The 24,865-nt window shown below is 63.8% G+C and carries 20 protein-coding genes and 4 pseudogenes; 13 read left to right on the top strand and 11 right to left on the bottom strand.

The features are described from left to right. Window positions 1–14: 14 nt before the first annotated feature. On the bottom strand, window positions 15–2,150 hold the full coding sequence (locus LN139_RS23600; RefSeq protein WP_236357456.1) for a putative bifunctional diguanylate cyclase/phosphodiesterase: 2,136 nt from the start codon (window positions 2,148–2,150) through the stop codon (window positions 15–17). 305 nt (window positions 2,151–2,455) lie between these two features. On the opposite strand from LN139_RS23600, the gene LN139_RS23595 reads away from it, so the two are divergent. Beyond that, window positions 2,456–3,154, top strand: coding sequence for a polysaccharide lyase family 7 protein (locus tag LN139_RS23595; RefSeq protein ID WP_236357454.1), 699 nt, complete (start codon window positions 2,456–2,458; stop codon window positions 3,152–3,154). Between the two features lie 74 nt (window positions 3,155–3,228). On the opposite strand, the gene fba is transcribed toward LN139_RS23595, so the two are convergent. From fba to tkt, 7 genes and pseudogenes are all read right to left on the bottom strand, one after another. Beyond that, window positions 3,229–4,293 carry a class II fructose-bisphosphate aldolase gene (gene fba / locus LN139_RS23590; RefSeq protein ID WP_236357452.1) on the bottom strand — a complete coding sequence of 355 codons (1,065 nt, stop codon included), beginning with the start codon at window positions 4,291–4,293 and terminating at the stop codon, window positions 3,229–3,231. 104 nt (window positions 4,294–4,397) lie between these two features. Further along, complete coding sequence (locus tag LN139_RS23585; RefSeq protein WP_236357450.1) at window positions 4,398–4,730, bottom strand: MliC family protein; 333 nt, start codon at window positions 4,728–4,730, stop codon at window positions 4,398–4,400. A 57-nt stretch (window positions 4,731–4,787) separates the two neighbouring features. Further along, window positions 4,788–4,994: a hypothetical protein gene (locus LN139_RS23580; RefSeq protein WP_236357448.1), complete on the bottom strand. Its 207-nt coding sequence runs from the start codon at window positions 4,992–4,994 to the stop codon at window positions 4,788–4,790. A gap of 66 nt (window positions 4,995–5,060) precedes the next feature. Further along, window positions 5,061–5,288, bottom strand: a complete 228-nt coding sequence (locus LN139_RS23575) for a hypothetical protein (protein WP_236357446.1) — start codon at window positions 5,286–5,288, stop codon at window positions 5,061–5,063. A 5-nt stretch (window positions 5,289–5,293) separates the two neighbouring features. Continuing rightward, window positions 5,294–6,457: a phosphoglycerate kinase gene (locus LN139_RS23570; protein ID WP_236357444.1), complete on the bottom strand. Its 1,164-nt coding sequence runs from the start codon at window positions 6,455–6,457 to the stop codon at window positions 5,294–5,296. Window positions 6,458–6,460: 3 nt separating this feature from the next. Further along, a pseudogene (gene epd, locus LN139_RS23565) lies at window positions 6,461–7,526 on the bottom strand (erythrose-4-phosphate dehydrogenase). A gap of 60 nt (window positions 7,527–7,586) precedes the next feature. Next, window positions 7,587–9,584: a transketolase gene (tkt, locus tag LN139_RS23560; protein WP_236357440.1), complete on the bottom strand. Its 1,998-nt coding sequence runs from the start codon at window positions 9,582–9,584 to the stop codon at window positions 7,587–7,589. A 230-nt stretch (window positions 9,585–9,814) separates the two neighbouring features. Here tkt and LN139_RS23555 point away from each other — a divergent pair. From LN139_RS23555 to LN139_RS23530, 6 genes and pseudogenes are all read left to right on the top strand, one after another. Next, window positions 9,815–10,809: pseudogene (locus tag LN139_RS23555) on the top strand (ArsR/SmtB family transcription factor). 19 nt (window positions 10,810–10,828) lie between these two features. Continuing rightward, entirely contained in the window at window positions 10,829–12,019 is a 1,191-nt protein-coding gene (gene metK, locus LN139_RS23550; RefSeq protein ID WP_236357437.1) for a methionine adenosyltransferase, read from the top strand. A gap of 92 nt (window positions 12,020–12,111) precedes the next feature. Then, a complete protein-coding gene (locus tag LN139_RS23545) occupies window positions 12,112–12,882 on the top strand; it encodes a hypothetical protein (protein WP_236357435.1) in 771 nt (256 codons plus the stop codon). Window positions 12,883–13,106: 224 nt separating this feature from the next. Beyond that, window positions 13,107–13,214: pseudogene (locus tag LN139_RS23540) on the top strand (hypothetical protein); the annotation flags it as partial. Window positions 13,215–13,534: 320 nt separating this feature from the next. Continuing rightward, window positions 13,535–13,858, top strand: coding sequence for a hypothetical protein (locus tag LN139_RS23535; protein ID WP_236360623.1), 324 nt, complete (start codon window positions 13,535–13,537; stop codon window positions 13,856–13,858). Continuing rightward, the gene (locus LN139_RS23530; protein ID WP_236357433.1) at window positions 13,855–14,238 is read left to right on the top strand and encodes a DUF1090 domain-containing protein; all 384 of its coding nucleotides are present in this window, start codon (window positions 13,855–13,857) and stop codon (window positions 14,236–14,238) included. The genes LN139_RS23535 and LN139_RS23530 overlap by 4 nt, the downstream gene beginning before the upstream one ends. Before the next feature lie 4 nt (window positions 14,239–14,242). Here the strand turns inward: LN139_RS23530 and LN139_RS23525 are convergent, their stop codons facing one another. The 3 genes from LN139_RS23525 to LN139_RS23515 are packed head-to-tail and all read right to left on the bottom strand — an operon-like array spanning window position 14,243 to window position 16,280. Beyond that, on the bottom strand, window positions 14,243–14,629 hold the full coding sequence (locus LN139_RS23525) for an MAPEG family protein (protein ID WP_236357432.1): 387 nt from the start codon (window positions 14,627–14,629) through the stop codon (window positions 14,243–14,245). 27 nt (window positions 14,630–14,656) lie between these two features. After that, window positions 14,657–15,598 (bottom strand): DMT family transporter, encoded by a 942-nt coding sequence (locus LN139_RS23520; protein ID WP_236357430.1) that lies wholly within the window; start codon window positions 15,596–15,598, stop codon window positions 14,657–14,659. Between the two features lie 19 nt (window positions 15,599–15,617). Next, entirely contained in the window at window positions 15,618–16,280 is a 663-nt protein-coding gene (locus tag LN139_RS23515; RefSeq protein WP_236357427.1) for a GntR family transcriptional regulator, read from the bottom strand. A 264-nt stretch (window positions 16,281–16,544) separates the two neighbouring features. Between LN139_RS23515 and LN139_RS23510 the strand changes: the two genes are divergently transcribed. The 6 genes and pseudogenes from LN139_RS23510 to LN139_RS23485 all read left to right on the top strand — a co-directional run bounded on the left by LN139_RS23510 (window position 16,545) and on the right by LN139_RS23485 (window position 24,842). After that, window positions 16,545–17,777, top strand: coding sequence for an NRAMP family divalent metal transporter (locus LN139_RS23510; protein ID WP_236357424.1), 1,233 nt, complete (start codon window positions 16,545–16,547; stop codon window positions 17,775–17,777). 20 nt (window positions 17,778–17,797) lie between these two features. Further along, window positions 17,798–18,568 carry a LamB/YcsF family protein gene (locus LN139_RS23505; RefSeq protein ID WP_236357421.1) on the top strand — a complete coding sequence of 257 codons (771 nt, stop codon included), beginning with the start codon at window positions 17,798–17,800 and terminating at the stop codon, window positions 18,566–18,568. Between the two features lie 37 nt (window positions 18,569–18,605). After that, window positions 18,606–20,183, top strand: a pseudogene (locus LN139_RS23500) (carboxyltransferase domain-containing protein). Then, entirely contained in the window at window positions 20,180–21,907 is a 1,728-nt protein-coding gene (locus LN139_RS23495) for an acetyl/propionyl/methylcrotonyl-CoA carboxylase subunit alpha (RefSeq protein ID WP_236357419.1), read from the top strand. Before LN139_RS23500 ends, LN139_RS23495 begins: the two are co-directional and overlap by 4 nt. A 368-nt stretch (window positions 21,908–22,275) precedes the next feature. Further along, window positions 22,276–23,241, top strand: a complete 966-nt coding sequence (locus LN139_RS23490) for an IS110 family transposase (RefSeq protein ID WP_236357417.1) — start codon at window positions 22,276–22,278, stop codon at window positions 23,239–23,241. Between the two features lie 359 nt (window positions 23,242–23,600). Continuing rightward, a complete protein-coding gene (locus LN139_RS23485) occupies window positions 23,601–24,842 on the top strand; it encodes a cation:proton antiporter (protein WP_236357414.1) in 1,242 nt (413 codons plus the stop codon). Window positions 24,843–24,865: the final 23 nt, after the last annotated feature.

The following is a 24,865-nucleotide window of genomic DNA, read 5'->3' as shown; positions in this document are numbered from 1 at the left end:
AGTGAGCCGCCAGTCTAACCTTGCTCACCGCTGGCGGCGAGTTGCCAGTCAAGCCGCGACGGGAAGCTGGCGACTTCGCTGGCCGGCACCGGCCCAGCTACCAGAAAGCCCTGGCCAAACTCGCAGCCATTGTCCAGCAGCCACTGATACTGCGCCTGGGTTTCTACCCCTTCGGCGACCACAACCACCGAAAAATCCCTGCACAGATCGATAAGGCTGCGCACCAGCGCCGCGTCGCGGTGGCTATCGGGCAGCCGAGCGATCAACTGGCGGTCGAGCTTGAGGGTGTCGATGGGCAGGTCACGCAGCAGCGCAAGCGAGCAGTGCTCGGCACCGAAATCATCCAGCGCCACTCGCACCCCCAGGCCACGCAGCATCAGCAACTGCTGGCGCGCCTCGTGGAGGTTGTGCAGCAGCGATGGCTCGGTCAGTTCGATCTCGACCTGCCTGGGCAACAGACCGTTCATGGCAATGGCCCGCTGCAGCTCGGCGACCAGATTAGGCATGCTGAATTGGGCGTTGCTCAGGCTGACACTGATGACGGCCTGGCTGCCGAAGCTGTCGCCCAGCGCACGGCGCGTAGCTGCGCTTTCCTGATAGATCCAGGTAGCCAGGCGGCTGATCAGCCGCGCCTCCTCCAGCAAGGGAATGAACAAGCCGGGTGGCACATCACCCACACTGGGATGATTCCAGCGCAACAACACCTCGAACCCCCTCACCTTGCCACTTGCGAGCGCGACCTGCGGCTGAAAGCACAGGCTGAAATGCCGCTGCTCGATGGCCTCCGCCACGCTTTCTTCCAACATCAAGCGTGAGCGCGCCCGCACGTTCAGGTCCTGGTCGTAATAGCGATATTGCTGCTTGCCCGCCTGTTTGGCAGCGTACATCGCGATGTCAGCCGCGCGTAGCAAGTGCTCGAGTGTAGAGCCGCACTCCGGGTAGGTCGCGATACCGATGCTGACCCCGAGAGAAACCTCGATGCCGTCGATTTCCTCGCAGATACGAATGCGTTCAAGGATTTTCTCAGCAACCTTGGCTGCCTGCTCCGGGTAGTCGAGGGTATCGAGCAAGGCGGTGAATTCGTCGCCGCCCATACGCCCGACAATGTCGTAGGGGCGCAGGCATTCCTTCAGCTGCATGGCCACCCAGCGCAGCACCCGATCACCGGCGTCATGGCCGTGAAAGTCGTTGATGCGCTTGAAGCCGTCCATGTCCATGTACAGCAAGGCTTGCGTCTTGTCCGGCCGCTCGTTGCGCAGCAACGCACCTTCGACCGTCTGGTGGAAGCCGCGACGGTTGAGCAAACCGGTCAATGGATCGGTCACCGCCTGGTACTCCAGCTGCTGATGAAGGCTGCGCACCACCGACATGTCCTGCACCGTCACCACCATTGCCTTGTCACCGGCAAGCGGCGCACACGAGAGCGAAACGGGCAGCGACTGGCCGCTGTAGGTGCGCATGACTGCGTCATGCAGGCGGTGGATGTCCTGCAGCGTATAGGCGCGAAAAAAATCGGATTCATGCCAGCTGGCCACAGCGGGCTTTTCGATGAAGTCCAGCAGGCGGGCGCTCTCCAGCTCATCGATGGTCGCCCCCAAGAGCCGTGAGATGGCCGGGTTGGCGAAGCGGATGTTGCCCACCTCATCGATGACCAGAATACCCTCCGCCGCATGCTCCAGCACGGAGGCGTTGAAGGCGCGCGCCGACTCCAGGTCTTTGCTCAAGCGCTGCAGCTCCTTGCGATGGCGCTGCTGTTCGAGCAGGGCGTGCACCTTGGGTTTGAGAATCTCGGGGTCGAACGGCTTGAACAGGTAATCCACTGCGCCGTTGGCATAACCCTTGAGCACTGCAGCCTCGGATTGCTCGTTGGCAGTCAGGAAAATGATCGGGGTGAGGCGAGTGCGCTGGCTGCCGCGCATCAACCGCGCAACTTCGAAACCGTCCATGCCCGGCATCTGGACGTCCAGCAGCACAAGATCGACCTCGTGCTGCAACAGCATCCCCAACGCTTCGACCCCGGAAGCGGCAGTTACCACGTCCCAATCCTGGCGCTCAAGCAATGCGCGCATGCTGATCAGGTTTTCTGGGTAGTCATCTACGACCAACAACACCGAACGATCATCGGCGGGTTTCGACTGCGCGCATTCCATGCTGCTACTCAACGTAATAATGGCTCGTTGCCACAACTGAACAACTACTCAAACAGCCTAGCCCGGCAGATGCCCCCTTGCCGAGAAAAAATTTTCACCTCCCCCCTTGCTGCCGACTAACGGTCGCGTTGCTGAAACTTCAGCAATCAAATGCTTACGAGAAGCCGACAAACGGATGACGCCAAATTCTGGACGCGGCCGATAAAAGAAGTATCTTCCGCACCACAGGGCATGGCAGCCCTTCTAAATCGCAGGTAGCGCGGAGTTTAACGACCCTTAACGCTTGTTTTACGAAGGTGAACATCGTGATCGACCTCTCTACCTGGAACCTGAGCATCCCCGTTGGCAGCCCAGCTACCACCATCGACACCCCTGCACTGTCTGCCGGTTACAAGGATCAGTACTTCCATGCTGACTCCAATACTCTGTTCTTCTGGGCACCGGTTACCGGCTCGGTTACCAAGAGCGCGAAGTACCCGCGTAGCGAGCTGCGCGAAACCTATGCCAATGGTTCGTTGCGTAACTGGAAGTACGCCGATGCCGATAACTTCCTGCGCGCCGCCCTGGCTGTGAACAAAGTACCGTCCAGCGGCAAGGTAGTGATTGGCCAGATCCACCAGTTCGGCAGCAACGAGCCACTGCTGAAAGTGGAATACCAGTACAAGGACAAGACCAAACTGGGCAACATCGTGGCCAAGCTGCGCCCAACGCCCGATCAGGACGAGCCGACGGTGATCACCATCGCTCAGAATGTGCCGCTCAACAGCCGCTTCACCTACACCATCCACCTGACCCCTGCCGGCAGCCTGGTCGTGAACGCCGCCGACTACCAGTGGAGCACCACCTTGGGCGCTGCCTGGAAAACAAAAGACCTGTACTTCAAGGCTGGCGTCTACACCCAGGACAACACCGGCTACGCCACTGAAGGCGGCCAGGTAACCTTCTATAAACTGGCCGCTACACACGCAGCCAAGGCCGATGCTCAAAACGTTGCGGCTCGCTGAGCAGTACAGTCAGAAACGAAAAAGCCCGGCACAAGCCGGGCTTAATCCTTGAAGCGTGGAAGCTGACCGAACGATCAGTTCACCTTGGCATCCAGCTCGCCACTGGCGTAGCGGGCGAACATGGCGTCCAGGGAGATCGGTTTGATCTTCGAAGCGTTGCCAGCGGTACCAAAGGCTTCATAACGAGCGATGCACACGTCACGCATGGCATCGACGGTCTTGGCCAGGTACTTGCGCGGGTCGAACTCACTCGGGTGCTTGGCCATGAACTGGCGAATGGCACCGGTAGAGGCCAGGCGCAGGTCGGTATCGATATTGACCTTGCGAACGCCATACTTGATGCCTTCGACGATTTCCTCGACCGGCACACCGTAGGTTTCCTTGATGTCGCCACCGAACTCGTTGATGATCGCCAGCCACTCTTGCGGCACCGACGAAGAGCCGTGCATCACCAGGTGAGTGTTCGGAATGCGCGCATGGATTTCCTTGATGCGCTGGATCGACAGCACGTCGCCGGTTGGCGGCTTGGTGAACTTGTAGGCGCCATGGCTGGTGCCAATGGCGATGGCCAGGGCATCCACCTGAGTCTTCTTGACGAAGTCGGCAGCTTCTTCCGGGTCGGTCAGCAGTTGGCTGTGGTCCAGCACGCCCTCTGCGCCTACGCCGTCTTCTTCGCCGGCCTGGCCGGTTTCCAGCGAACCCAGGCAACCCAGCTCACCTTCCACCGATACGCCGCAGGCGTGGGCAAAGGCTACCGTCTGCTGGGTGACACGCACGTTGTAGTCGTAGTCGGACGGGGTCTTGCCGTCTGCCTTGAGCGAGCCGTCCATCATTACCGAGCTGAAGCCCAGTTGGATGGAACGCTGGCAGATGTCCGGGGTGGTGCCGTGGTCCTGGTGCATGACCACCGGGATGTGCGGGAACTCCTCGATCGCCGCCAGGATCAGGTGGCGCAGGAACGGGGCACCGGCGTACTTGCGGGCACCGGCCGAAGCCTGAACGATCACCGGCGAGTCCGTTTTGTCGGCGGCTTCCATGATCGCGCGCATCTGTTCAAGGTTGTTCACGTTGAAAGCTGGCACGCCGTAGCCGAATTCGGCGGCGTGGTCCAGCATCTGGCGCATGCTAATCAGTGCCATGGTTTATTTCTCTCCCGCTCCAGGGTATTTATGCCGTGCAGGGTCGCTGAGCGACCTGCCGTTCATGCGTTTCAAATTCTTGCAGCCCGCGATCACACGTGCCGCTATCTGGCCTTGCAGCCACGCCCTATCAGGTCATTGGTCGCAACCCAGTAGACCAGCCCTTCATTACCTTGATTGTCGAAGGCCAGCACGCCGTCGCTGAACAGGGTGCCCTGTGCAGCACCCGGCTCTGCCTGCAGCGTGTACAGCTGCTCGCTGCCGTCCAGGCGCACCTCGACCACATCCTTGTGCGCCGGCACGTAACGCCACTGCACGCCTGCCTGGCTGTCGCACATCCAGTGTGCCCAGTTATCGTCTGCCTTTTGCGGCGTTGGCTGGAACCAGGCGCAACCGCCCAGCACCGCGCAACACACAAGGCCTGCTGCCCTTCTCATTACCACTCCAGGCCGAGCAACCCAGCGTGGCCGGCAAACACCCCGGCCAGGCACAAGCTACTGCGACTCACAATTTTGCAATTTGTTGCCGCCTCCGGTCGGATCACCGGTGGCATTGGTTTGTACACGCTGGTTGTCCTGATTGCTGGGGGTTTCAACCGATGCGGGGCTGAACACCTCACAGGTCTTGGCACGATCGCCGCCAAACACCGAACAACCTTGTAAAGCCAGGCAAGCGATCAGGGCCGCTGCTGCAATCTTCATGGTGAGCTCCTTTCACGAAACGTGAGTGACACTAACCATGCAGACCACAACCGCCCGCCGAAATTGCTATGGGCAACCACTCCCGGCGGGTTGTGCTTCGGGGTCATAGCGCTCCAGCGCCTCCTGGCCCTGGCGCTTGCTGATAACCGGTGCGGTTTCCGCCTGCCAGCCAGCCTGGCGGCAACCGCCCTGCGCCGGCACACCTTGCTCAGGTGTACCGGGCGCTTGAGCCTGGGGATTGGAGCAGGCTGCAAGCATCACAGCCAACGCCATCGAGGCAACATGCCTGATCATCGCTTTCAGCCCTTGGCGCGCTGTTCCAGCATTTCGACCGCCGGCAGCACCTTGCCTTCGACGAACTCGAGGAAAGCACCGCCGCCAGTGGAGATGTAGGAGATCTTGTCGCTTACGCCGTATTTGTCGATCGCCGCCAGGGTGTCACCGCCGCCTGCGATGGAGAACGCAGGGCTGTCGGCGATAGCCAGCGCCAGCGCCTTGGTGCCCTCGCCGAACTGGTCGAATTCGAACACGCCCACCGGGCCGTTCCACAAAATGGTTTTCGACGCCTTGAGCAGCTCGGCGAACTGAGCGGCAGTCTTCGGGCCGATGTCGAGGATCATGTCGTCGTCGGCGACGTCATCGACACCTTTGACGGTGGCTTCGGCGTCCTCGGCGAAAGCCTTGGCCACGACCACGTCCACCGGCAACGGCACGCTCACTTTGGCGGCGATGGCCTTGGCGGTGCCAACCAGGTCGGCCTCGTACAGCGATTTGCCAACCGGCTTGCCAGCAGCCGCGAGGAAGGTGTTGGCGATGCCGCCGCCAACGATCAGCTGATCACACACGCCGCTCAGGCTGTTGAGCACATCCAGCTTGGTCGACACCTTCGAGCCAGCAACGATGGCAGCCATCGGCTTGGCTGGGGCCTTCAACGCCTTGCCCAAGGCATCGAGCTCAGCGGCCAGCAACGGGCCAGCAGCAGCAACCTTGGCGAATTTGGCCACGCCGTGGGTGGAGCCTTCGGCGCGGTGAGCGGTGCCGAAGGCGTCCATCACGAATACGTCGCACAAGGCGGCGTATTGCTTGGCCAGCTCATCGGCGTTCTTCTTCTCGCCCTTGTTGAAACGTACGTTCTCGAACAGCACCACACTGCCAGGGGCTACGTCGGCACCGCCGAGGTAATCCTTGACCAGCGGCACATCGCGGCCCAAAGCCTTGGCCAGGTAGTCGGCGACGGGCTTGAGGCTGTTCTCTTCGGAGAACTCACCTTCGGTAGGCCGGCCCAGGTGCGAGCAGACCATCACCGCTGCACCCTTCTCCAGCGCAAGCTTGATGGTCGGCAGCGAGGCCACGATGCGGGCATCGCTGGTAACCTTGCCATCCTTGACTGGCACATTGAGGTCTTCACGGATCAGGACACGCTTGCCGGCGAGGTCCAGGTCGGTCATTTTCAACACAGTCATGTGTCAGTCCTTAGGCAGTTTGGCTGTTGGGTGGGTTGATGCCGAGCAGATGCGCCGCGACATCGAGCATGCGATTGGCAAAGCCCCATTCGTTGTCGAACCAGGCCAGCAGGTTCACGAGCCGCGGCCCGGAAACGCGCGTCTGGCTGGCATCGACGATGGCCGAATGCGGGTCATGGTTGAAATCACAACTGGCGTGCGGCAACTGGGTGTAAGCCAGCAAGCCCTTGAGGGGGCCTGCCGTGGCAGCTTCGTGCAGCAACCGGTTCACCTCGTGGGCGCTGGTATCGCGGCCCACCTGCAGGGTGATGTCCAGGCACGAAACGTTGACCGTCGGCACACGTACCGCTTTGGCCTGAATTCGGCCGGCAAGTTCCGGAAGCAGGCGCTCGATCCCTCGCGCGAGCCCTGTCGACACCGGAATCACCGACTGGAAGGCCGAACGCGTACGGCGCAGGTCTTCGTGGTGATAGGCGTCGATCACGGGCTGGTCGTTCATCGCCGAGTGGATCGTGGTGATCGAGGCGTACTCGATGCCCAGCGCACGGTCCAGCAGGCGCAGCAGCGGCACGGCGCAGTTGGTGGTGCAGGAGGCGTTCGACACCAGGCGCTCGGCGCCGGTGAGCTGGTGCTGGTTGATGCCGAACACCACGGTGGCATCGACATCCGCCTCGCTGGCCATCGGCTGGGAAAACAGCACACGCGGTGCGCCGGCAGCGAGAAAGCGCTCGCCATCGGCGCGGGTGTTCCAGGCGCCGGAACATTCCAGCACCAGGTCGAGATTCAAGGCTGCCCAGTCGATGCCTTCGGGCTCGGCACTGCGCAGCACGCGCAGGCTGTCGCCGTGCACGTTCAAACGGTCCCCTTCGATGCGCACCTCGCCTGGAAAGCGGCCGTGGGTGGAGTCGAAGCGGGTGAGGTATTCGAGGCTTGGCAGGTCGGCCAGATCATTGAGCGCGACCACCTCGATGCCGTCGCGCTCGCCACGCTCGTAAAGCGCGCGCAATACGCAGCGGCCAATGCGGCCATAACCATTGAGTGCAACTTTGTAGGGGCGCGTGGAGGGCATCGAGCAAGCTCAGGGTAGGCAGGGAGCCAGCCGGCACGCGGTGTGCCGGCTGGCCGTGCATCAGTCTTCCAGCAGCTCGCCTGCGGTGGCGACGATGTTGTCGACGGTGAAGCCGAACTCTTCGAACAACAGTGCGGCCGGCGCAGACTCACCGAAGGTGGTCATGCCGATGATGCGGCCTTCGAGGCCCACGTACTTGTACCAGAAGTCGGCATGGGCAGCCTCGATGGCGATGCGCGCGCTCACTTCCAGTGGCAGCACGGCCTGCTTGTAGGCAGCGTCCTGCTGGTCGAACACGCTAGTGCTCGGCATCGACACTACGCGCACCTTGCGGCCTTCGGCGGTGAGTTTCTCGAACGCCTGCACCGCCAGCCCAACCTCGGAACCGGTGGCAATCAGGATCAGCTCCGGCTCGCCAGCGCAGTCGTTGAGGACGTAACCGCCTTTTGCGACATTGGCCAGTTGGTCGGCATCGCGTGGCTGGTGCGGGAGATTCTGGCGGGAGAACACCAGTGCCGACGGGCCGTCGTTGCGCTCGATGGCGTATTTCCAGGCGATGGCCGACTCCACGGCATCCGCCGGGCGCCAGGTGTCGAGGTTCGGGGTGCCGCGCAGGCTCGCCAGCTGCTCGATGGGCTGGTGGGTCGGGCCGTCTTCGCCCAGGCCGATGGAGTCGTGGGTGAACACGTACAGCACGCGCTTTTTCATCAGGGCCGACATGCGCACAGCGTTGCGGGCGTATTCCATGAAGATCAGGAAGGTTGCGCCGTACGGCACGAAACCGCCGTGCAGGGCGATGCCGTTCATGATCGCGCTCATGCCGAACTCGCGCACGCCGTAATACATGTAGTTGCCGGCGGCGTCTTCAGCGCTCACACCCTTGCAGCCTTTCCACAGCGTGAGGTTGGAGCCGGCAAGATCTGCCGAGCCGCCCAGCAGCTCGGGCAGCAGCGGGCCGTAGGCATTCAGGGCGTTCTGGCTGGCCTTGCGGCTGGCGATGGTTTCGCCCTTGGCGGCGACTTCGGCGACCCAGGCGGCGGCTTTTTCGGAGAAGTCGGCCGGCAGCTCGCCACTGACGCGGCGGATCAGCTCGTTGGCAAGCTCAGGGAAAGCGGCGGAGTAGGCGGCGAAGCGTTGGTCCCATTCGGCCTCGGCCTCGGCACCCTTCTCGCGGGCGTTCCACTCGGCGTAGATGTCCTGAGGGATTTCGAACGGGCCGTGGTTCCAGCCCAGTGCCTTGCGAGTGGCGGCGATTTCGTCGGCACCCAGCGGCGCACCGTGGCACTCTTCCTTGCCCTGCTTGTTCAGGGAGCCGAAGCCGATGACGGTCTTGCAGCAGATCAGCGTCGGCTGCTCGCTCTTGCGGGCAGTCTCGATGGCGGTCCTGATCTCGTCGGCGTCATGGCCGTCGACGTTGCGGATCACCTGCCAGCCGTACGCTTCGAAGCGTTTGGGGGTGTCGTCGTTGAACCAGCCTTCGACTTCGCCGTCGATGGAGATGCCGTTATCGTCGTAGAAGGCGATGAGCTTGCCCAGGCCCAGGGTGCCGGCCAGCGAGCACACTTCGTGAGAGATGCCTTCCATCATGCAGCCGTCGCCCAGGAAGGCGTAGGTGTGGTGGTCGACGATGGTGTGGCCGGGGCGGTTGAACTGCGCGCCCAGCACCTTCTCGGCGATGGCGAAGCCCACGGCATTGGCGATGCCCTGGCCCAGCGGGCCGGTGGTGGTTTCGACGCCCGGGGTGTAGCCGTACTCGGGGTGGCCCGGGGTGCGGCTGTGCAGCTGGCGGAAGTTCTTCAAGTCATCGATGGACAGGTCGTAGCCGGTCAGGTGCAGCAGGGAATAGACCAGCATCGAACCGTGACCGTTGGACATGACGAAACGGTCGCGGTCAACGAACGACGGGTTGGCCGGGTTGTGCTTGAGAAAGTCACGCCACAGGACTTCGGCGATGTCCGCCATACCCATGGGAGCGCCGGGGTGGCCGCTGTTGGCTTTCTGTACCGCATCCATGCTCAGTGCACGAATGGCGTTGGCACGCTCACGACGGCTGGGCATCGTTTGTCTCCAGTATTAGATGAAACGGCAAAGGCCGGCATTTTCTATCACCGGCCCCGTGGGGGCAATCAAAGATGACAGCACAGCACAAGTGTATCGTTTCAGCCACAGCCGTATCACGGGCTTTTTGGCCGCACCCCGGCATCGCTCGCCTCACTCGGCAAATCTATATCAAAAAGTTTTGATATAGCCCTTGCAGGCTGCACGACCTGCTCCTAGACTCAGCGCCCATGAATGACCTCGCCATGGTGCTCGCACCTGCCCCCTTCGATGAGCTGTCCGCGCTGGCCAAAGCCAGCGGCGACCCATTGCGCCTGGGCGTGCTGCGTGCGTTGGCCAATGCCTCGTTCGGTGTGCTGGAGCTGGCAAGTATCTTCGACATCAAGCAGTCCGGCATGAGCCACCACCTCAAGGTGCTGGCCCAGGCTGGCCTGGTGACCACCCGCCGCGAAGGCAATGCGATTTTCTACCGCCGCGCCCTGCCTGCTCCGGCTCGGCTGGGCGGGCAGTTGCACCAGGCGCTGCTCGAAGAGGTCGACCGCCTCGGGCTGCCCGCCGCAACACTGGGCCGGCTCGCCTCGGTCGAAAGCCAACGCGCCAATGCACGGCAGAACTTCTACTCGCGCATGGAAGAAAATTCCGTGCCCAGCAAGACCTGATCGCAGGCCTTGCGCAGTACCGCGACAGCCTGCTGGCGCTGCTCGACAAGCGCGGCTTCGGCGCAGCGGCCACGGCGCTTGAAGTCGGCCCCGGCGATGGAGAATTTCTACCCGACCTTGCCGAGCGCTTCAGCACCGTCACCGCTGTGGACAACGACGCCAGCATGCTGGAGCTGGCGCGTGCCCTGTGCGAGAGCCAGCAGTTGACTAATGTAAAGCTGCACCTGGCCGATGCGTTGGGTTCAGAAGCAATGAACGCCGACTGCGTGGTGCTGAACATGGTGCTGCACCACTTCAGCGACCCCGCTATCGCGCTTGGCAGGCTGGCCGACCGGGTGAACCCCGGAGGCTGCCTGCTGATCACCGACTTATGCCGCCACAACCAGGATTGGGCCAGGGAGGCCTGCGGAGATCTCTGGCTGGGGTTCGAACAGGAAGACCTGGCCCAATGGGCCACCGCTGCGGGCCTCGTGCCCGGGGAAGGCCTCTATGTGGGCCTGCGCAATGGTTTCCAGATTCAGGCGCGCCTGTTCGGGCGGCCTGCTGGCACTAATCACCATCGGTAAATTTCAGGAAGCCCTCGAGATGAGCGAATACTCCCTTTTCACCTCCGAGTCCGTGTCCGAAGGGCACCCGGACGAAATCGCCGACCAGATTTCCGATGCCGTGCTGGACGCGATCATCACTCAGGACAAGCACGCCCGTGTAGCCGTCGAGACTCTGGTCAAGACCGGTGTTGCCATCGTTGCTGGTGAAGTGACCACCAGTGCCTGGGTCGACCTGGAGCAGATCGTCCGTGACGTGATCTGCGACATCGGCTACACCAGCTCCGACGTGGGCTTCGACGGCGCCACTTGCGGCGTGATGAACATCATCGGCAAGCAATCGCCCGACATCAACCAGGGCGTAGACCGCGCCAAGCCTGAAGACCAGGGCGCTGGCGACCAGGGCCTGATGTTCGGCTACGCCAGCAACGAAACCGACGTGCTGATGCCCGCGCCGATCCGCTTCTCCCACGCACTGGTCGAGCGCCAGGCCGAGGCGCGCAAGTCGGGCCTGCTGCCGTGGCTGCGCCCGGATGCCAAATCGCAAGTTACCTGCCGCTACGACGGCGGCAAAGTGGTGGGCATCGATGCAGTGGTGCTTTCCACCCAGCACAACCCCGATGTGAAGTACGCCGACCTGCGCGAAGGCGTGATGGAACTGATCGTCAAGCACTGCCTGCCGGCCGAGCTGCTGCACAAGGACACCCAGTTCCACATCAACCCCACCGGCCAGTTCATCATCGGCGGCCCGGTCGGCGACTGCGGCCTCACCGGCCGCAAGATCATCGTCGACAGCTACGGCGGCATGGCCCGCCACGGCGGCGGCGCGTTCTCCGGCAAGGATCCATCCAAGGTCGACCGCTCCGCTGCCTACGCCGGCCGTTACGTTGCCAAGAACATCGTGGCTGCAGGCTTGGCCGACCGCTGCGAGATTCAGGTGTCCTACGCCATCGGCGTGGCCCAACCCACTTCGATTTCGCTGAACACCTTCGGCACCGGCAAGCTGAGCGACGACAAGATCATCCAGCTGGTGCGCGAGCACTTCGACCTGCGCCCGTACGCCATCACGCGCATGCTCGACCTGCTGCACCCTATGTACCGCGCCACCGCTGCCTACGGGCACTTTGGCCGCAATCCGTACGAGCTGACCATCGGTGACGACACCTTCAGCACCTTTACCTGGGAGAAGACCGACCGGGCACAGGCACTGCGGGCCAGCGCCGGGCTGTAAGGCCAACGCAACACCCTGAAAAAACCTCCCATGGCCGGGAGGTTTTTTCGTTCTAGCCTTGCCCGGGTCGTTTCGAGCAAGGAAGCTCATCCATGGCTGTTTTCCTGTCCATTATCCTGCTGTTCGGCCTATCGACCGGAACGGCACTCGCCAGCGCCTGCCCGGACTGGTCGAGCCAGGAGGCAGCGCAGCACCTGCGCGCCCTCGATGCCCGATTGCGTCACTGGAACCAGCGTTATCATCGAGATGGCGTCAGTGAGGTCTCCGACGCGGCATACGATCAGGCTGAGCAACGGCTGGCCCGCCTTCGCCATTGCTACCCCGACATTCTGCTTGCAAAGCTCGATCCGCTGGCCAGCGCTGCCGGGCCGGTTCGCCATGCGGTGCCGCACACCGGCGTGCACAAGTTGCAAGACGATGCCGCTGTGGCAGCCTGGATCAAAGGCCGTCAGGATGTCTGGGCGCAACCCAAAGTCGACGGCATCGCCGCCTCCGTGGTCTATCGGCATGGCCGCCTCGCTCAAGTGATCAGCCGCGGCGACGGCACCCACGGCCACGACTGGACCGCCAACGCTCAAGGGATCGATGGGCTGCCGGACGAACTTCCCGAGCCCATCGACCTGCGATTGCAGGGTGAGATCTTCCGCATCGAAGCCGGTCACGTTCAGGCCAGGCACGGCTCGGCCAACGCCCGCTCGCAGGCAGCGGGCTGGATGGCGCGCAAGAACGCAGCTGCTGTGCCCCGGGCAGCCTCGGGTTCTTCGCCTGGGACTGGCCCGAAGGGCCGGCAGAGTTGCCAGAACGGCTCCAGGCACTGGAGCGCCTGGGCTTCGGCCTGGTCCGGCACTACAGCCAGCGCGTAACCACGCAGGAACAGGCCCGCCATGTGCGCGACACCTGGTACAACACGCCCCTGCCCTTCGCCACCGACGGCATCATCCTGCGCGACAGCAAGCGGCCGGAGGCCGGCCAATGGCAAGCGCAGGCACCGTACTGGATCGCTGCATGGAAGTACGAGCCCAAGACTGCACTGGCACAGGTGCAGGCCATCGAGTTTCAGGTCGGGCGCACCGGCAAGGTCACGCCGATGCTGCTGCTGGCTGCAGCCCGGCTCGATGACCGGACCGTGCGCAAGGTCAGTACAGGGAGTGTCGCGCGTTGGCGCGAGCTGGACATCCGCCCGGGCGACCAGGTGGTGATTGCGCTGGCAGGGCAAACCATCCCGCAAGTGCAAAGCGTGGCCTGGCGTGCCACGCCACGCCCGCCGCTTCCCGAGCCGCCTGCTGCCACGGACCCATTGGCCTGCTGGCGCCCTGCTCAAGGCTGCGAGGCGCAGTTCCTGGCGCGCTTGCAGTGGCTGGGTAAGCGCCAACACCTGAACATTACAGGGGTCGGCCCAGCCAGTTGGCGCAAGCTTATCGACGCCGGCAAGCTACCTCATCTGTTCGCCTGGCTTGAGCTGGATGCAGCCGCACTGGAGAACGTGGCAGGTATCGGGCCGGCTCAGGCGAAAAAATGGCTGCCCGCTTTGAGGCAGCCCGTTCACTGCCATTCCAACATTGGCTCAAGGCTATCGGCGTGCCGCCCGCCGGCTCCGCCGATCTGGGGCAGCATTGGCATCTGCTGGCCGCTCGCACCCGGCAGTCGTGGCTCGCCGAGCCTGGCATCGGCGCCGTTCGGGCCGAACGGCTGGAACGCTTCTTTGCCCACCCGGAAGTGGTCGCCATGGTTGGCTATCTTGAGCATCAAGAAGTTTCAGCCTTTTCGCGCTTGGAATTTCCGCTGGTTATCCGGTCCAATAGCTCGCTTGATCGACCTTCAGCCTCGGAGCCACCATGATCCTCAATCGCGTTCTTCCCCTGCTTGCAGGCCTGCTGCTCAGCCCGTTGGCGCTGGCCGACGAGCCAGAGCCACTGAAGGGCTGCGCCGCCAAGGAAGCCCACGTGCGTGCGGAGCTTGCCGCAGCTCCAGCCGGAAGTGCGCAACAGGGCGGGCTGCAGGAAGCGCTGGAAAACATCCAGCGCAACTGCAACGACGGCTCGCTGCACAAGGAACGTGAAAACAAGGTGCTGGATGCCAAACGGGAGGTCAGCCAACGCCAGGCAGACCTGGACAAGGCGATCAGGAAGGGCGACCCGGAGAAGATCGACAAGCGCAAAGATAAACTCGCCCAAGCCCGCAAAGAGTTGCAGCAGGCGGTCGACGAGCTGGACCGCTAGGCCGTCAGGCCGCCGCCACGAACAGCGAAATCACCAGCAGCAACCCCACGAACCAAACCAGTGAACGCAACCGGGCGTAATCTCCCAGGTAGCAGAGAATGTAGAGCACTCGGCTGACGATGAACGCCACTGCCAGGCTGTCCACTGTACCCTGCTGCGCGCCGCCGGCGAGGCTGGCGATGATCACCGCGGCAGCAAACCCCGGCAGCGCCTCGAAACTGTTCAACTGCGCAGCGTGAGCCCGGCGCGGCAAGCCTTGCAGGCCGTCCTGGAAGCCCCGCGGGTCGTGGTTGGCCTTGCGGTCGAAGCGGCCGCTGGCCACCTTTGCGATGCTCGTGCACACGTACGGCAAAAAGATTGCGATCAGCACACACCAGTAGGCGATAGTCATCAGGCAGTTCCTTGGCTTGAGTGCCCATCAGGGCCGTTGTTTCGCTGAGTTTCGAGCCAGCAGTGCAGTGAACAGTTCCCGCCCGCTGACCATCACAATCCCCGCCATCACCAGGCCCGCCCCCAACAAGAAGCCAGGCTCGACCTCCTCGCCCAGCAACATCACCCCCGCGAGGATGCCGAACAGTGGGGTCATGAACGAAAGCACGCCCAACCGTGAAGCCAGGTAGTGGCGCAGCAGCCAGAACCAGGCCAGAAAGCTGGCAAAGCCCACGACGAACGTCTGAAAGGCCAGGCTTGCCCAGGTCACGGCGGTCGGCTCGAACCTCAGTTGCCCGGTAAACGCAGCGCCAAGCAGCAGCAGGATGAAGGCCGTCACCAGTTGATAGAACAGCACCTGAGTGGCCGGCAGCCGGGCCAGCGCCGTGCAGCGTACCGCGACCGTGGTGGCGCCCCAGGCCACCGCGCCGAGCAGGCCCAGTGCGTCGCCCAGCAGCACATCGCCGGCCGCGCCGGCGAAACCGCCCAAGGCACGCTCCGCGAACGCCGCCACCACGCCGCAGAACGCCAAGGCGATGCCCAGCCATTGCAACGGTTGCAGCCGCTCGGCCGGGAGCGCCCAGTGCAGGCCAACGGCGGCGAAGATGGGCGCGGTGTAAAGGAAAATCACCATGTGCGAGGCACTGGTGTAACGCAGGCCCTGGCCCACCAGCAGAAACTCCAGCGCGAATAGCCCGCCCACCAGCAGCCCGAGCCGCCAGATGCCGTTGCGCCAGGCGAAGCCCGCGCGCTGAAGGCAGATCAACGCCCCCACCAGCAACGCGGCACCGCCGGAGCGCAAACCGATCTGCAACACCGGCGCAGCCTGGTCGGCCCCCAGCTTGATAGCGATCTGCTGCAGCGCCCAGATGGCGCACAGCACCGTCATCAGTGCGATGGCGCGCCCGTCGAGGGCCTTGGGTTGGGTCACGGAGGAGCTCCTTGGCAGGTCAGCGCTTCAAGCGCTCATAGGCGGCCAGCACGGTTCGTTCGGACTGCACGAGATAGCTTTCCAGCAAGCGCGTCGCCTCGGCTGCACGGCCTTGTTCAAGGCTGCGCGCAATGGCTGCGTTCATGTCGACGTAAGGGGCGTGAAGAAATTCAGCATTCTTGAGCAGGCCGAAGGCCAGCCTGAGCTCGGCAGAGATTTGCGCATAGAACGCCAGCAGGCGCGGGCTGTCGGCCAGCTCCACGATCGCAGTGTGGAACGCCATGTTCGCTGTGCCCACCGCAACCCAGTCCTGCTGCTCGCGGGCCTGCTGCGCAGCGTCCACGGCGGCGCGCATTTTCGCCGCGCCCGGGTGCTGGGGATACGACTTGGCCAGCGCCTGGCATTCGATGAAACGGCGCAGGCGGTAGATATCGATGATCGAGGCCATGTCCGGCACGGCCACGGTGACACCGCGATTGGGCTCGTGCTTGAGCAGGCCCTCCTGGGTGAGCACGCGGAAAGCTTCGCGCAGCGTGTTGCGCGAGATATCCAGGCTCTGGGCCAGCGCAGCTTCGGACAGCCGCTGCCCGGGCACCAGCTCGCCCTCTTCCAGCATCCGGCGAATCTGTTGAATCACCGATTCCCCCAGAGTGCGAGGGGCGGAAAGGGGCAGGTCGTTCATAAGGCGTCCAGAAAGGGGGGAGCGATTGGCGGGTGGATCTTCCCCTAACAGCTGCGCTACTGACAAGAACGGCAAGAGCAGGCTGTGCATCATTCGGTAGCATGCATGGGTAATCGAGTAACAATTTGGTGCAATCTGTATACGTATTAACAATTGATTGTTGAACAATATAAGCGCCCTGAAAGTGACCATCCGACCTATTTTTCCAACCGATGGCACGCCTATTGCTCTGCCTCAGGCACCTTCATTCCGGGATTGCTTGCCGTGACACAGACCGCGACCGAATTCACCAAAGCACGCCGCTCCTCCCTGATCGCCGCCGTTTTCATGATGGCCACCTCAGCCATGGGCCCCGGCTTTCTCACCCAGACCGCCACTTTCACCGCCACCCTCGGCGCGGCGTTCGCCTTCGGCATCCTCGCCTCGGTACTGATCGACTTCGTCGTGCAGCTCAACGTATGGCGGATCGTCACCCTTACCCGCATGCGCGCTTCGGACCTCGCCAACGAGGCGATTCCCGGCAGCGGCTACCTGCTGGCGGTGCTGGTGATCTTCGGCGGCCTGGTGTTCAGCCTCGGCAACATCGCCGGCGCCGGTCTGGGCCTGAACGCCCTCACCGGGCTGGACCCGAAATGGGGCGGCGCCCTCAGCGCTTTGCTCGCCATCGGCATCTTCATCTCGCGCCGCGCGGGCATGGCCATGGACAGGGCGATGATCCTGCTGGGCGTGCTCAAGGTCGGGCTGATCCTGTTCGCATGCTTCGCCTCGCACCCGCCCCTGGGCGAGGCCCTGCGCCAGGCGGTGTGGCCTGATTTCGTCGATTTCGCGGCCATCACCACCATCGTCGGCGGTACCGTAGGCGGCTACATCACCTATGCCGGCGCGCACCGGCTGCTGGACCGGGGCACCGTGGGCGTCGAGCACATCGACGTCGTCTCCAAGGCTGCGCTGAACGGCATCCTGGTCACCGGCATCGCCCGCTTCGTGCTGTTCCTGGCCATCCTCGGCGTAGTCGCCAGTGGCGTGGCGATCGACGTGTCCGGCCAGGGCGCCAACCCGGCGGCGCAAGCCTTCGGCGCAGCAGCCGGCCAGGCCGGGCTGATCGGGTTCGGCCTGGTGATGTGGGCTGCCGGCATCAGCAGCGTGATCGGCGCCTCCTACACCTCGATGTCGTTCATCACCGTCTTCACCCCGCGCATCAGCGAGCGCGGGCGCAACCTGGCCACCGTGGCATTCATCCTGATCTCGGTGGTCGTCTACCTGCTGCTGGGCAAACCGCCGGCCGCGCTGCTGATCTTCGCCGGCGGCTTCAACGGCCTGATCCTGCCGATCGGCCTGAGCCTGTTCATGTACGTCGGCTGGCGCCGTGCCGACCTGATGGGCGGCTACCACTACCCACGCTGGCTGTTGGTATTGGGCGTGCTGACCTGCATGCTGTCGTGGTACATGGCGTTCAAATCCGCCAGCGCTATCTTCGCCTACATCGGCGCGGCCTGAATTCAAGGGAGAAGCAACTGATGCGAACCATCGATCTGAACAGCGACCTGGGCGAGAGCTTCGGCGCCTGGCACATGGGCGATGACGAGGCGATGCTGGATATCGTCAGCAGCGCCAACATCGCCTGCGGCTTTCATGCAGGCGACCCTGCCGGGCTGCGGCGTACGGTGCAGAGCGCGGCGCGGCGCGGCGTGGCCATCGGCGCACATGTGTCGTATCCCGACCTGGTCGGCTTCGGCCGCCGCAACATGGACGTGGCCCCGGAGCAGTTGACCAGCGACGTGATCTACCAGATCGGCGCGTTGCAGGGCCTGGCCCGCAGCGCTGGCGCTCAGGTGACCTACGTCAAACCGCACGGTGCGCTGTACAACACCATCGCCCACGACCGCCGCCAGGCCGACGCCGTGATCCAGGCTCTGCTGCAACTAGACCCAACGCTCGCCCTTGTCGCGCTGGCCAACTCGCCCCTGATCGGCTGGGCGCGCGAGGCCGGGCTGCGCTGCGTGGCCGAGGCCTTCGCCGACCGAGCCTATACACCCGAAGGCACATTACTGCCGCGCAATCAGCCGGGCGCGGTGCTGCATGATGCCGAAGAGGTCGCCGAGCGCCTGCTGCGCTGGGTGCGCGAGGGCGTGATGCATGCGCACGATGGCTCGCTGGTGCGCATCGAGGCCGATTCGATCTGCGTGCATGGCGACAGCCCCGGCGCAGTGGCCATGGCGCAAGTGATCAAACAGCGCTTCGACCAGGAAGGCCTGCGCATCGCGGCCTTCGCCAGCGCCAAAGGCTAGGGGGTGGCCATGCGTTTACCCCGTCAACTTCGACGCGCTGCTGGTGGAGCTGGAGAACCTCGACCAGACCCTGGCCGCGTTCGACGCCTTACTGGCCGCGCCCATCCAAGGCGTGGAAGAGATCGTGCCGGCGGCGCGCACGCTGCTGGTGTCCTTTCGCCCAGCAGCCATCACCCGCGAGGCTCTGGCCAAGCGCATTGCCCACCTCGACCTGCACCAGCAGGGCCGCGCCGCCGGCAAGCAGGTGGAGGTCCCGGTGCATTACCAGGGCGAAGACCTGGAGGAAGTGGCCGCGCTGCTGGGCTTGACCGTGCCGGAGCTGATCCGCCGCCACACCGGCAGTGACTACAGCGTGGCCTTCTGCGGCTTCGCCCCAGGCTTTGCCTACTGAAGCGGCGGCGCAGGTTTCGAGGTGCCGCGACGGCCGTCGCCACGCATGCGTATCCCGGCTGGCGCGGTGGCGTTGGCTGGCGCGTTCAGCGGCGTCTACCCCAAGGCCAGCCCCGGCGGCTGGCAGTTGATCGGCGTTACGCCGCTGGACATGTGGGACCTGGAGCGCGATGAGCCGGCGTTGCTTAAGCCCGGTTACCGTGTGCGTTTTCGTGATGCCGGCCCGCAAGTGGCGGTGGGCGCAGCGCCTGTGCCGAGCAAGCAGGAAGCCGTGGCTGCATCTGTTCCTGACGGCCCTCACCTGAAAGTGCTGGCGCCCGGCATGCAGGCTCTTTGGCAGGACCTCGGCCGCCCCGGCCGGGCCGGTGAAGGGGTATCGCAATCGGGTGCATTGGACTGCGGTGCCCTGCGCGCAGCCAATCGTGCAGTGGGCAACGATGCCGCCACGGGCTGTCTTGAGATCCTGCTCGGCGGCTTCGAGGCACGTTGCCATGGCGGTGCGCTGCTGGCGGTGACCGGTGCCGAATGCAAGGTCGAGGTCACCAACAGCGAAGGCGCGGTTCGCTCGCCAGCCCTGTATCAGCCTTTCATGCTCGAAAGCGGTGATCGTGTGTTTATCGATGCGCCAACCGCCGGGCTGCGCAGCTACCTGGCCGCCCGCGGCGGTTTCGAGGTTGCGCCGGTGCTGGGCAGCGTCGCCACCGATACGTTGGCGCAAGTCGGCCCGCCTGCGGTGGCTCGCGGCGACCGCCTCGTAATCCGGCCCCAAACGGCCGGCCAAGCGGTCAGCACCGAGCAAGCACCGGCCTTCGAAGCGCCTCGCCCGGGCAGCACGGTTGTGCTCGATGTCGTGCCGGGCCCGCGCGCCGACTGGTTCACCGCGCAGGCGCTGAGCAACCTGGCCACGCAGGGCTGGCGGGTTACACCGCAGTCAAGCCGGGTGGGCATTCGCCTGGAGGGCGAAGTGCCGCTGGAGCGCCAGGTGCCGGGCGAGCTGCCCAGCGAAGGCACTGCGGTTGGCGCCATCCAGGTGCCTGCCAACGGCCAGCCCGTGCTGTTTCTGGCCGACCACCCGCTCACCGGCGGCTACCCGGTGATCGGCATGGTCGCCAACCATCATCTGGACCTCGCCGGGCAGATCCCGGTAGGTGCCACCCTTCGCTTCAATTTGCTGGGCGCGTTCGAACCCGTGTGCCCCAGCCTTCAGGATGACGAACACCCATGAAAAAGGTTCTGATCGCCAACCGTGGTGAAATTGCCGTGCGCATCGCCCGCGCCTGCCGTGACTATGGCGTGGCGTCGGTCGCGGTGTATGCCGATGCCGACATGGATGCCCTGCATGTGCGCATGGCCGATGAGGCTTACGCCCTTGGCGGCGAGCGCCCCGCCGACACGTACCTGGCCATCGACAAACTGCTCGCCGTGGCGGCACGCGCCGGCGCCGATGCCGTGCACCCCGGCTACGGGTTCCTGTCCGAGCGTGCCGACTTCGCTCAGGCAGTCATAGGCGCAGGCCTCATCTGGATCGGCCCGTCACCTGCCACCATCGAAGCCTTGGGCGACAAGGTGCAGGCACGGCGCATCGCCCAGAGCGTCGGCGCACCGCTGGTATCGGGTACTGAAGGGCCGGTAGAGAACGCTGCCGAAGTGCTGGCGTTCGCCGAACAGCACGGTTTGCCGATCGCCATCAAAGCGGCCTTTGGCGGCGGCGGCCGCGGGCTGAAAGTGGCCTGGCGCATGGACGAGGTCGCCGAGCTCTATCACTCGGCGGTGCGCGAAGCGACTGCCGCCTTCGGCCGCGGTGAATGCTTCGTCGAGCAGTTTCTCGACCGCCCGCGCCACATCGAAGCCCAGGTGATCGCCGACAGCCATGGGCGTGTACGCGTAGTGGGCACACGCGATTGCTCGTTGCAGCGGCGCAACCAGAAGCTGGTGGAAGAGGCGCCGGCGCCGTTCTTGAACGATGCCTTGCGCCAACGCATTCATGAGTCGGCCCAGGCCATTTGTGAAAAGGCCGGCTACGTCGGGGCCGGCACGGTGGAATTTCTGCTCAGCGAAGGCGGGACGCTGTCGTTCCTGGAGGTCAATACGCGCTTGCAGGTCGAGCACCCGGTGACCGAGGAAACCAGCGGCCTGGACCTGGTGCAGGAGCAACTGCGCATTGCCGACGGCCTGCCGCTGTCGTTCGACCAGCCGCCCGCGCCGCGCGGGCACAGTCTCGAATTCCGCATCAACGCCGAAGACGCCGGTAACGGCTTTTTGCCAACGCCCGGGCAGGTGACGCGTTTCGTGCCGCCCAGCGGGCCGGGTGTGCGCCTGGACAGTGGCCTCGAAAGCGGCGGGCGGGTGCCGGCGAACTTCGATTCGATGATCGCCAAGCTGATCGTCACCGGCGCCACCCGCGAGCAGGCCATCGCGCGCGCCCGCCGCGCGCTGGCCGAGTTTCAGGTGGAGGGCATTGCCACGGTGCTGCCGTTTCACCAGGCAGTGATGGCCCACGCGGACTTCACCGGCCCGGAGCGTTTCGCCGTGCACACCCGCTGGATCGAAACGGCATTTGCCGAGCAGATCGCCATTGCGCCCTACACAGCGCCAGAGGCTGGCCCGCAGGTGCTGCGCACTTTCGTCGAGATCGACGGCAAACGCCATGCCCTGGGATTGCCGGCGGCGTTGCTGGGCGGCTTCAACCAGGCCGCGCCCACGCCGGCGGTGGCTTGCGAAACAGCTCCGGAGCCGGGTGCGGTCAAGGCGCTGGTAGCAGGCAACCTGCACGCCTGGGTGGTGGACGACGGCGCACAGGTGGAGGCTGGCCAGGTGATCGCGGTGATAGAGGCGATGAAGATGGAGACGCAGGTGTTGGCGCCGTGTTCAGGCGTACTGAGCATCGAAAAGGCCGCCGGGGATTATTGCGAAGCGCGGTCGGTGCTGGGGCAGGTCAAGGCGGGTTGACCTAATGCTGTTTTATTCCAAAAGTGGGAGGCCGGTGGCATTTGCCAGGTGGATGAGATCTGTCAAATGGATGGGCCCACCAGGTAGGTTGAATCTGCCGAGTGGGAGGCCGGCTTGCCGGGCGACAGTTCGAAGCCAAGCGCATCGCGCGGCAAGCCGCCCTTGTATGGTGATACTTGAAGGGGGAGGAGGGACAAGCCGCCCATCTGATTGCTCTGACCAGCAATACAGCCAGTGAGAGAAAACGTCCCTCCCCCTTCACCCAAGCGCCGATAAAGAATGCTTCGGTCGTAAACGACGATAGCGACAAGGCTGCGCCACTGGGTGCCCCCTTCAAGTATCGTCAAAGCTAACCGGAGTGGCCGACCATGGCAAACCGTGTGCAACGTACCGAGTTGGGTGTCGATGTCGCCAAGGACGAACTGGTGATCTACCGCAGCGATTGCGACAGCCTGACGCGCATCCCCAATACAAAACCTCAAATCAAGGCCTGGCTTAGATCGCTGCCCGCCCAGGCCGCAATCGCACTCGAGCCTACCAATGCCTATCACTATGACGTGACGGAACTGGCTCATGCAGCCGGCTTCGACGTGTTTGTGATCGATGGCTACCGCTTGAACAATTACCGTAAGGGAATCGGCCAGCGGGCCAAGACCGACCCTTGCGATGCGCGTTTGCTGGCGCGTTATCTGAAAAACGAAGGTGACGAACTGCGCCCCTGGTCGCCACCCCCACCGGCCTACCGCAAGCTTCAAAGCCTCTTGCGCCGGCGCGCGGTGGTGGTTAAAAGCCTGCAGTGCATGCAGCTGAGCCTGGACGGCGAGCCGGCACTGAAAGCCGAACTTGCACAGATCAAGCGGCAGCTGGGGCTTGCGCTTCGCAGCATGGAAAAGAAGATCCACGAGGCGCTCAGAGAGGCCAACCTGCTGAGTCACGCCAAACGTATTCAGGCCATTGAGGGCATAGGCCCGTTGACGGCTGCTGGCTTGATCATGGCCTTCATCCGCGGCGACTTCACGTCTTCCGACGCCTTCATCGCCTTCCTCGGCCTGGACTTGCGCGTGTCGGACTCAGGCAGGAAACAGGGCCAGCGATGCCTGAGCAAGCGAGGCTGCGGTGAGATCAGACGCCTGCTCCACAACGCTGGAATGAGTGCCAGCCGCACCGCACAGTGGAAAGGATTCTACGAACATCACCGGGCCAGAGGGCTGGCAACGACACAGGTACTGGTCATGCTCGCGCGAAAACTGGCGCGTGTGGCATTCGCGTTGATGAAGGGTGGCACCGAGTACCAGGCCGTCACGAGAAGTTATGGGGCCACCGTTAGCGCCTGAAAAAGCTGCTGGAGGTTTGAAGCGGTGAGAACCAACCGAGGCGATTCTGTCACCTCGGCGCTTACGGCTGGGCGCGAGTACAGCTGTGGGGCCCGCATCGCCCGGCAAGCCGGCCTCCCACGCCATTGACAGCGTGACCCCGGCGCTACGCCGGGGCTGCAAGATGGTCAGAGACAAGGGTTGCAAAAACCATAGAATCTCCCACCAATGGTGGTCGCCATCATCATTGCGATGTGATGGTGCGACGAAACGCAGGCCTATCAGGACTTGTCCATGTGCCCTAAGGCCTGTGATGGCCTTCCTACACCCTGCCCGCACTTCCCCGGGCATGTTCATTGGACTCTAGGACGGGATGCCGAATGCTTGAAATTGTCGCAACTTTCATCTGCCTCACCACCCTGCTCACCTACGTGAACTATCGCTTCATCGGCCTGCCGCCGGCGATTGGCGTGATGGTCACTGCGCTGATGTTTTCCCTGATGCTGCAAGGCCTGAGCCTGCTGGGCTACCCCGGGCTCGAAGACCGAGTGCGCGCACTGATCGGCGAAATCGACTTCAACGACCTGTTGATGAACTGGATGCTGTCGTTCCTGCTGTTCGCCGGCGCCTTGCATGTGAACCTGGGCGACCTGCGCAGCTACCGCTGGCCCATCGGGCTGCTGGCGACCTTCGGCGTGCTGATCGCCACCTTCGTGATCGGCACCCTGGCGTTTTACATCTTCGCGATGTTCGGCTGGCACATCAGCTTCCTCTACTGCCTGCTGTTCGGCGCGTTGATCTCACCCACAGACCCGATCGCCGTGCTCGGCGCGCTGCGCACTGCCAATGCGTCCAAGCCGTTGAAAACCACCATCGTCGGCGAATCGCTGTTCAACGACGGCACAGCCGTTGTGGTGTTCACCGTGTTGCTGGGCATTGCCCAACTGGGCGAAGCGCCCACCGTCAGCGCCACAGCGATGCTGTTCGTGCACGAAGCCATTGGCGGCGTGCTGTTCGGCGGCCTGATCGGCTACGCGGTGTACCGCATGATCAAGAGCGTCGAGCAGTACCAGGTTGAAGTGATGCTGACGCTTGCCCTGGTGATCGGCGGCTCGGCGTTGGCCTACGAGCTGCACGTGTCGGCCCCCATCGCCATGGTGGTGGCAGGGCTGATCATCGGCAACCTGGGCCGCAAGCTTGCAATGAACGACATGACCCGCCGCTACATGGACGGTTTCTGGGAATTGCTCGACGACATGCTCAACGCCGCGCTGTTCGCGCTGATCGGCATGGAGCTGCTGCTGTTGCCGTTCTCGTGGACGCACCTGATGGCCGCCAGCATGCTGGCGGTGGCGATTCTGCTGTCGCGGTTCATCACCGTGGCACCGGCCATTGCCCTGGCGCGCCGCTGGCGCAACATTCCGCAAGGGTCGATCCGGGTGCTCACCTGGGGCGGCCTGCGCGGCGGTGTTTCGGTGGCATTGGCGCTGGCGTTGCCGGTAGGGCCGGAGCGTGACCTGCTGCTGAGCATCACCTACATCGTGGTGCTCTCGTCGATCCTGCTGCAGGGCCTGACCATCGGCAAAGTGGTCAAGGCGGTGACCGCGCCCAAAGCCGGTTGAAACCCGACGAAACGCATGGCACA

This window comes from Pseudomonas sp. KNUC1026, assembly GCF_021650705.1.
GTDB lineage: Bacteria > Pseudomonadota > Gammaproteobacteria > Pseudomonadales > Pseudomonadaceae > Aquipseudomonas.
Note: the sequence above shows the minus strand (reverse complement) of the source record. Positions and strands in the feature narration are given on the sequence as shown.